The 8,032-nt window shown below is 44.7% G+C and carries 7 protein-coding genes and 1 riboswitch; of the genes, 1 reads left to right on the forward strand and 6 read right to left on the reverse strand.

What is annotated here, in order from left to right; genetic code table 11:
• Positions 1 to 5: 5 nt before the first annotated feature.
• The 4 genes from B2089_RS06425 to B2089_RS06440 all read right to left on the reverse strand — a co-directional run bounded on the left by B2089_RS06425 (position 6) and on the right by B2089_RS06440 (position 4,485).
• Positions 6 to 1,238, reverse strand: coding sequence for an ABC transporter substrate-binding protein (locus B2089_RS06425; protein ID WP_296320992.1), 1,233 nt, complete (start codon positions 1,236 to 1,238; stop codon positions 6 to 8).
• 33 nt (positions 1,239 to 1,271) lie between these two features.
• Complete coding sequence (locus B2089_RS06430; protein WP_296320989.1) at positions 1,272 to 2,135, reverse strand: hypothetical protein; 864 nt, start codon at positions 2,133 to 2,135, stop codon at positions 1,272 to 1,274.
• A gap of 40 nt (positions 2,136 to 2,175) precedes the next feature.
• Positions 2,176 to 3,060, reverse strand: a complete 885-nt coding sequence (locus B2089_RS06435) for a sirohydrochlorin cobaltochelatase (RefSeq protein ID WP_296320986.1) — start codon at positions 3,058 to 3,060, stop codon at positions 2,176 to 2,178.
• 28 nt (positions 3,061 to 3,088) lie between these two features.
• Positions 3,089 to 3,257: riboswitch (cobalamin riboswitch) on the reverse strand.
• A gap of 76 nt (positions 3,258 to 3,333) precedes the next feature.
• Positions 3,334 to 4,485, reverse strand: a complete 1,152-nt coding sequence (locus B2089_RS06440) for a hypothetical protein (protein WP_296320984.1) — start codon at positions 4,483 to 4,485, stop codon at positions 3,334 to 3,336.
• A gap of 136 nt (positions 4,486 to 4,621) precedes the next feature.
• Between B2089_RS06440 and B2089_RS06445 the strand changes: the two genes are divergently transcribed.
• A complete protein-coding gene (locus tag B2089_RS06445; RefSeq protein ID WP_296320971.1) occupies positions 4,622 to 5,872 on the forward strand; it encodes an OmpP1/FadL family transporter in 1,251 nt (416 codons plus the stop codon).
• 112 nt (positions 5,873 to 5,984) lie between these two features.
• Here B2089_RS06445 and B2089_RS06450 read toward each other — a convergent pair whose 3' ends face one another.
• The gene (locus B2089_RS06450) at positions 5,985 to 7,316 is read right to left on the reverse strand and encodes a pectate lyase family protein (protein ID WP_296320968.1); all 1,332 of its coding nucleotides are present in this window, start codon (positions 7,314 to 7,316) and stop codon (positions 5,985 to 5,987) included.
• A gap of 74 nt (positions 7,317 to 7,390) precedes the next feature.
• Positions 7,391 to 8,032: carbon starvation CstA family protein (locus B2089_RS06455; protein ID WP_296686406.1), on the reverse strand; the 642-nt coding region annotated here is incomplete at its 5' end.

Consider the following 8,032-nt stretch of genomic DNA (forward strand, 5'->3'; position numbering starts at 1 on the left):
TCCCTCTACTCCACCCGCTCCAAAAATGCCAACTGCCTCTCTTCCCCGCTGATAATCGCCTTTAAATCGAGAATCATATCGCCGATGCTGTCGGTAGCCTGATAGAGATATTTCCCGGTCGCCCACACTGAGCCGCTCTGCACTGCCTTGAATTCGGCAAAGAGGGGGCTTTTTGCGCGCAGATCCTTTAGGGAATGAACGCTGTTATCAATCGAGGAATTGTAAATGAGGATGTCGGCATCGGCGCACTGGGCGTAAAATTGCTCCATGGAAATCGTGACCGAGGGACTGGTGGATTTCCGCGTGGAGGCAAAGGCATAAGTTCCACCGGCCATTTCAATCATTTTTACGATGTAGTCGTCGCTGCCACGGATTACCACAAGACCGTTGGGTGTTATATAGAAAAAAGCGATTTTGGGGGAGATTCCCGCATCTAAGTGCGGGAATGACGGTGAATCATGGTGTGTGGCTGACGGTGAATCAAGTGCTGGGGTCAGGGCGGAAATCTTTTTTTGGAAGAAAGATTCAGCCTCCCTCTCCTTTCCCAGCATGGCTCCGTAAAGTTTAATCCATTCCATGCGGCCAAGGGGATTCGGCTCATAGCTGGACTTATCCACGAAAACCGGAATTCCCAGAGACTCAAGTTTTTCTTTGATTTGGGGCGAGTGATAAATCATCGTGGATTCCACGGCCAGAGACGGCTTTTCCTTCAGCAAAAGCTCAAAATCGGGGGCATTGTATTTCCCGGCGTAGAGGATTTTTTTCTCTTCCATGGCGCGGGCGGCTTCTTCTATATACCAGTCTTTTTTTTGGATAGCGGAAAAGCGGATTGCGTCCAAAGAATCAAGGCGAGCCCAGAGAGCCATTGCGGAAGATGCGCAAAGATAAGTCTTTTTTACGGGATATTGAATCAGGATAATTTCAGGAGGAAGATTTTTGGGAAGAGGCGCGTTTGCGGGAATCAAGAGATAGCGGTCACTGTCGGCCACGGTAATCAGGCGATAACCACTCGAAGCAAAAGCCCTGTCACTGTCAGAAGATTCTATCGGGCGATATTCGTCAATGCGGAAGATTTTCGCATATTTTAATGGAAGAGACTTTTCAAAAGTCAGGCCTTCGATTTCAAGGGGCGCGTCATTTTTAATAGAAGATTTTGTGCATGAAGAAAGAATTAAGAGAAAGCAAAGAAGAGGAAAAAAAATTCTGACACGGATAGACGCAGAAAACTGCGGATTCATATTTTTAAATTCCTCTCATCTCTTAAAAAAAACTTACCAGCCAAAAAATTTCTTCTTCGCGGATTTTGAATCGAAGTTAAGGTAATACAAAATCTCGTGGCTTTTGCTCATGGCGAGGGTGTCGGCGTAAAGAGGAAGTTCCCGGTCGAAAGCGTAAATCGGAATCGTGAAAGTTGAGTTTCCGCCCTTGTCCAGGATTTTTTTGTCCACATCGAACCTCTCTCCGTTGACCTTCATGTAATCATAGTTGGAGCTTGACCATTCGATTATGGCGACTGCCTTTCCGTCCTTTACGGTGACTTTTGCAGGGCTGGTGATTTTTGCCTTTCCGCTGCCACCAGAAAGCGTGACCTTTACGAGATAAGAGCCGTCTTTAAGGGGAGAAGGATTTCGCTCCGGGGAGACAAAAAGGGATTTTTCGGGCAGGCTTGAAGCGTCAAAGAGGATTTCCCGCTCATACCACTTGCCTTTTTTTGAGCTGAATGCGGCACATTTAATAGAAGAATTAAGTTCTGAAATCGGGAAAGAAAAGAAAATCGCGCCATTTTCATCGCTCTGGGCTAAAATCTCCCCCTTTCCTTTCGAGTCAGAAGCATCCTGTGCGCTTCCCAGGAAAAATTTCGTGTAGGACTTTCCGCTCATGGTGATTTTAACGCTCATCTGCCCCTCTTTTACAGAAAGAAGGGATTTTGTGATTCTGAACATTGAAGAGCTGGACTCAGACTCAACTTCATATTCTCCGTCAGCGATGTCGGAAGCAGAGACAGGAATCATAGTCTCCCGCCCCACCTTCTCCGGCACAAGCATTTCATCACTGGAAGCAACCTGAGCGTCCAAAGGCGAAAGGAAAAATGAGCAATGAGCAATAAAAATCGCAAGTACGAAGATTTTTCGCATGGGAAGTGTCCTTTTAAATTCCTCACAGAGCTGGAATTATTTAAAGTGAATCGATTGCTGATTTTGCGTGGTCTACATAAATCTGCTGGATTGTTTCGTCCTGGCCTAAGCCTTCGAGAACGCACTCAACATCGTAGCCGGCTTTTTTAAAGATTGATTTCCATGAATCATCCTCGTCGCCTGCCATGTCATTTGTGGCGTGATCTCCCGCAACGACCATGAGGGGAAGGAGAACGACTTTTGAGTAAGTTGCTTTTTTGTGAAGCTCTTTTCGCAAATCTTCAACAGATGGAGTCGCCTCAACCGTGCCGATGTAGTAGTTTGCGAATCCTTTTGAAGAAAGAACGCCCTGCATTTTAGAGTAAACGCCGTTTGAAGCAGCCTCTGTTCCGTGTCCCATGAAGACGATTGCAGTTTTTCCGTCGTCGAATTTCTTTGTTTTGGCTGTGATTGCGTCAGCTACGCGGGAAAAATCCTCGTCCGTGGTGAGAAGTGGTTTTGAGAGGACGACCTTAGAAAATTTGCTCTCGTATTTTGAAAGGGTTTTCTGCAAGTCGGTGTACTCAAAGCCGTCCATCAAGTGGGTTGGCTGAACGACCAGTGTTTTGACCCCATTGTTTGCGGCGCGGGCAAGAGCTTCGTCCACATTGTCGATTACGAGATTTTCCCGTTCTTTAAGGATTTTGATGATTGTGTCTGCGGTAAAGGCACGGGCAACTGTGTAATCAGGGTAGGCTTTTGCGATTGCATTTTCGATTCCGCCGATTGTAAGGTCACGGGAAGAATTGTAGCTTGTTCCGAAAGATACGACCAGGATTTCCTTGTCTTTTGAAGCGACTTTTGTGCTGCCACAAGAAGTGAAAACCGAAGCGAAGAGAGCGCTTGCACCAAGAGCAAGTGCGACCAATTTTGAACATTTGTTCATTTGTAAATACTCCTTTGTCTCGAAGAAGACTTTTTATTAACTTCAGGCTGGTGTCTGACTCGAAGAACGCTGTCATTCTGAACTTGATTCAGCTTCTCTTCACACAGTAGCGGCACTGCTTGGGATTCTCACCCAATTCCCAGTTAGGCTCGCCCCCAGTTTCCTGTTATGCGAGCACCTAAAATCTTACCTACTTTATCACAAGGCTGTTTTTTGTGCAATTATTTATTGGCGCACCCCTTCGGCTACTTCGGGGCTACCAGCGCTTGTGCATCATCGCCCGACCTTGTATTTGGCTGTAATCGGCACAGTCCAAAGCCAGCGGTATTCACCGTCAGTGATTTCTTTGTAGAAAGTGTCCCAGCCTGCCGTCACCGTCCATTTTTCAAATTCAAAGAGAATGCGGGGATAAAACTCCCAGGTGTCAAAAGATTTTGATGAATCGCTCGTGTCGTAGGCGGCGTAATATCCTGCCATGGGCTTTAAGGCAATGGCGCCGACCACAGGGAAATAAAGTTGCAGGGCTGAGTAAAACGGAATCATTGTGCCCTCGACTGAATGACCGATTTCGCTCTCGCTGGTGATTTTTACGCTTCCGATTGTAGGCCGGATTGCCAGAGAGAAAAGATTCGAGCGTTTGACTTGGGCATATTGCTCTGACTTACTGCTGCTCACCACAGAGACCGGACTTAAAACCGTGTGGGCTACATAAGGACGGACATTGTGGGAAAAAGCAAAGAAAAACGAAAAATTCTTAAAAATTGACAGATTCTTTTTTGAATAGTTTAGGGAGACGCATTCTGAAAAATCTTTTTCTGAAACAGAGTTTACATCTTCATTATCATCGCCTGTCGCAGAATAAAGCAAATCTGCTCCAAGAGTAAGGGGAAGATTTTTTGAAAGCTCGGCAAAATTGTAGGAAATCGCTCCGTTGACACCCCAATTTTTTTTAAAGGTGACATAGCTTTCGGTGACAGGAAGAGCCGCGCCGAGCGTGAAGCCTTTGAATTCTGTCTTTGCCCCTACCCCACTTTCGCCCCAGCGGGTCGCTCCCGTGTAAGTTTCAGTAAGCGAGAAATATCCTCCGGTCAGATAATACGAATAAAGTTTTCCGATTGCAGCCTCAAAAATGTTCGTTCCAAAGGGCCGGATTTTTGCGTAGGCCCGCTTTACATCTAATTTTTGCGATTCCTCGTCAGTGTTTTCGGCAGAACTGAGCCTGTAATACAGCTTCCCGCCTAGAGTCGTGTAGTCGTCTGAGAGAGTGCTTTCGACGAGAGTATATGCTCCGTCATATTTTACATGATCTTTTTCATCTTTGTTTGTGGGAGTAACGGCAAATGTAATGGAAGTGTTGTTTTTCATCTGAGCAGAAAGGGAAGATAGTATAAGAGAAAAACTGACCAAGAAAAAAAACTTTTTCATAAAAACCTCATTTTTTTGATGGCTAGAGAATATACAAGTTCTGTAAAATTTATGCAATACTAGACTTAAATGACAAAAATCTCTAAAATGTCAAAATAATATCGCACAAATTTTACACACTTTAAGGAGCGTCAAAATGAAAAGAATCGCCGCATCAGCCTTTCTTGCAGTGATGGGTTCAGTCTTACTTTTTGCGAGCGGAGTCGAGAACAAAACTAACATGAGCACAGGCTACCTGCGAAATCCAAGCCGCAACACCGAGGCAAAACGTCCGGAGGCTTCATATTACAATATCGCAGGAACGGCGTTCATGAAAAACGGTCTTCACATTGAAGCCGGAAACCAGTTCGTCTTCAAAGAGTACGGAAATGAATTGAACACAGGAAATGCAGCCTTGGATTTCTACTCAAATGACGAGACCACGGTCTGGCTCTACCCGGACGCAGATTTTGTCTACAAGCACGACAAGTTCGCAATCTTCGGCAACTTCGGCGTATATGCAGGCGGCGGCTCCCTTGAATACAGCGAGGGAACAAGCGCGACAAAAATGTTATTTTTAGGCAGTGCACTCGCCACTTCAGGTATCGCAAATAACCACTCCCTCAAAGTCACTTCAATCACTTACGGCGGTCAGCTTGGCGGAGCCTACAAATTCCTCGACAATCTTTCATTTGCCGCAGGCTTGCGCTATGTTCACGGAACGCAAACCATGTCAATCAAGTCAAACTATTTTTCTGGAGTCGGAAACGGCAGTAACGAAATCTCTTACAAGGCAAACGGCTACACCGTAAGCGGCGTATTCGGAATCCACTGGCAGCCGATTGAAGTCGTTGATTTGGCGGTTCAGTACCAGTCTAAATCTTCCGTAAAATACAAGGTTACAGATGTTGATGGAAATCTCGCTGAGCAATTCAATATCAAAAACGGAAAAACTTTCCACACAGACCTTCCGGCAGCATTGAATCTTGGAGCGGGCTGGCAGGCTTTGGAAAATCTATACCTGAGCACAAGCTTCAACTATTACTTCAACACATTCGCCGACCAGAATTCGATTCTTGGTGAAACAGACTATGCGAACTCATGGGAAATCGCCCTTGGCGCGGACTGGAAAATCTGCAAATGGCTTTCTTACAGCGCAGGCATTCAGTACGGAAAACAGGGAACAAAAGACGGCTCTAACAGCACATTTAACCCGGTTTTGGACAGCGTTTGTTTCGGAACTGGCGTTGAAATCTATCCGACAGAAGAGTTAACCCTTGCCTTCTCAGGCTTGTTCGCAAAATACTTCGACACGGATTATTACTTGCAGGACACTTACAAGACCACATTGAGCAAAAAAGTCACAAACCTTTCATTTGGCGTTACATATCATTTCCCAAACCTCTAGTCTTTTGAATAATTAAAGAAAATTCATAAATCAGAAAGCCCCTGTGGTAAAAGTAAATCACCATAGGGGCTTTTGCTTTTTTTATTTATGTTTTATCGAAAGATTCAGTGAACTACTGAACTACAGGAATCATTCCTGCTCCGGCATTTGCCTTTACATAGTCAGGAACTTCTTCCGCGGTAATCGTTGCATAAGTGTAAGGAATGGTGAACAAAGGTGATTTTGAAACCTTGTACTGACCAGTCTTCTTGCCGTTCGTTGTTTTATCGATATCACCGATTGAATAGACCGTTCCTTGTTTGCTTCCAGAATAACCTGAGAAAGAATAGCTCGTTCCAGAACCGTAGTAGTTATTTTCTGACTGAATCAAAGCATTATATCGGACTCCGAGAGCGTAATTGCTCTTGTATGGAGCGTCTTTGGCAACCTCAAAGAAATTGTTGTATGTGTGGACGGTCGTGAGGCGAACCATAGGCAATCGCTGACCACAGTTGTAAAAATAATTGTGGTGAAGAGTGATATGACGGTTTTCTGGCTTGATTGATTCAGAATCGCTTGAACCGATGAGCATTGTTTTGTCGTGATTCATGAATTTGCAATAAGAAATCGTAATATTGTCATTTCCGTTCGTAATGTCGCACAAGCCATCGAAAGTCTGCCATTTTTTGTCATTTTTGCCAGCCGTAAGGACATGAGAAACATTAATCGTATCAGCAAATGTGCAGTGATCAACCCATATATTCTTAGATCCCTGGATTGCAACAGTATCGTGCTGCGCATTGTAGCCATCATTTGCCTCATGATGAGGGAAAGGATCATAAGCATCGCGAATGGTGAGATTTCGGAGAATTACATTTGAAACACCGTTAATGCTGATTGTAGCTCCAGAAAATCCAGATTCACTTGTAAGACCGATAAGGATTGTATTGCTTCGAATAGCCACCTGAATCACATCTCGGTAAGTCAAGTTCAAATCATGCATAGTAGTATACATCGAGCTTTGCGGTCCCTTGCTGTCATCATTTGTTGAAGTCGTACAGGCAGCGGCATAGGCATCTTTATATTCTTTATAGGTAGAGAATCGGCTGTGTTTTTTTACGAATGCATCCAATGCGGCATTTGAAGCTCCGCCCTCACTTGGCAACATTCCGTCAGACATGTCAATCATGCCGTTCACATAAATGACACCACCCTTTCGAAGAGCAGAACGAAGTTCTTCTTTTGTGCTGACAGTTTTAGCTGAAGAAAAATCAACTTTACTAGAAAAATTTGTCGATGCAAAGCCGTCAGGAAGTTGACTTGCAGAAATTGATTCCGGGCGAGCAAAAGGAACTCTTTCGTTTTTTGTTGTAGTCGCCGCAGATGCTTTAGTTGTAGAAGAACAAGCCGCAATTGACAAAGAAAAAAGCAACGCACTTGCATATAAAGAAAAAGTTTTTTTCATAAAAAATCCCCCAAAGATTAGATTTAAAAATTATAACCTAAAATCGGGGGAAAATAAACCACATTACGGCTTTTTTATTTTTTGCACTGTTTTGAGAATGTCTTGACACCCTCAACGACGAGAACAACTGCAAGAATTGCCATGCTACCTGCAAACAAGAGCTGGAAGTAGTCGCCCCACATTGCAGCGTTGCCTTCGACAAGGCCTGCAATCAATTTGATTTTTCCGATTACTGTAAGAATCAAACTTGTGAGTGTTGCGGCGAGCATGAATACCATAGGGATGAAGAACATTTTGTTGTTCTTTCCGACTTCACCAAGCCATGCAGCTACAGCCATGAGCGCGATACCTGCAAGAAGCTGGTTTGCAGCACCGAAGAGTCCCCAAATCTGAGAAAGTGAGAGGCCGCCCAAGATACATCCGACGATTACCATGAATGAAGTTCCAACGAAAGGATTTGCAAGAATCTTGCGGACAGGGCTTTTTGCGTCTTTCCATGTTGGCTCATCATCTTTAAGGAAAAGCTCTGAGAACATGAATCGGCTCAAACGGGTTGCAGAGTCCAAAGATGTGAGTGCGAATACAGAAACAGCGAGTGTAAGAAGCGCGCTGATTGTGTTGTAAACAGGAGTTCCCTTTTCGCCGAAAAGCGTTGCGATACCGGCACCGAAAGCAGCAGATGGAGATCCGAATTCTTTTTTGCCCCAAGCTTCCCA

The sequence above is a fragment of the Treponema sp. UBA3813 genome, from assembly GCA_002368605.1.
GTDB lineage: Bacteria > Spirochaetota > Spirochaetia > Treponematales > Treponemataceae > Treponema_D.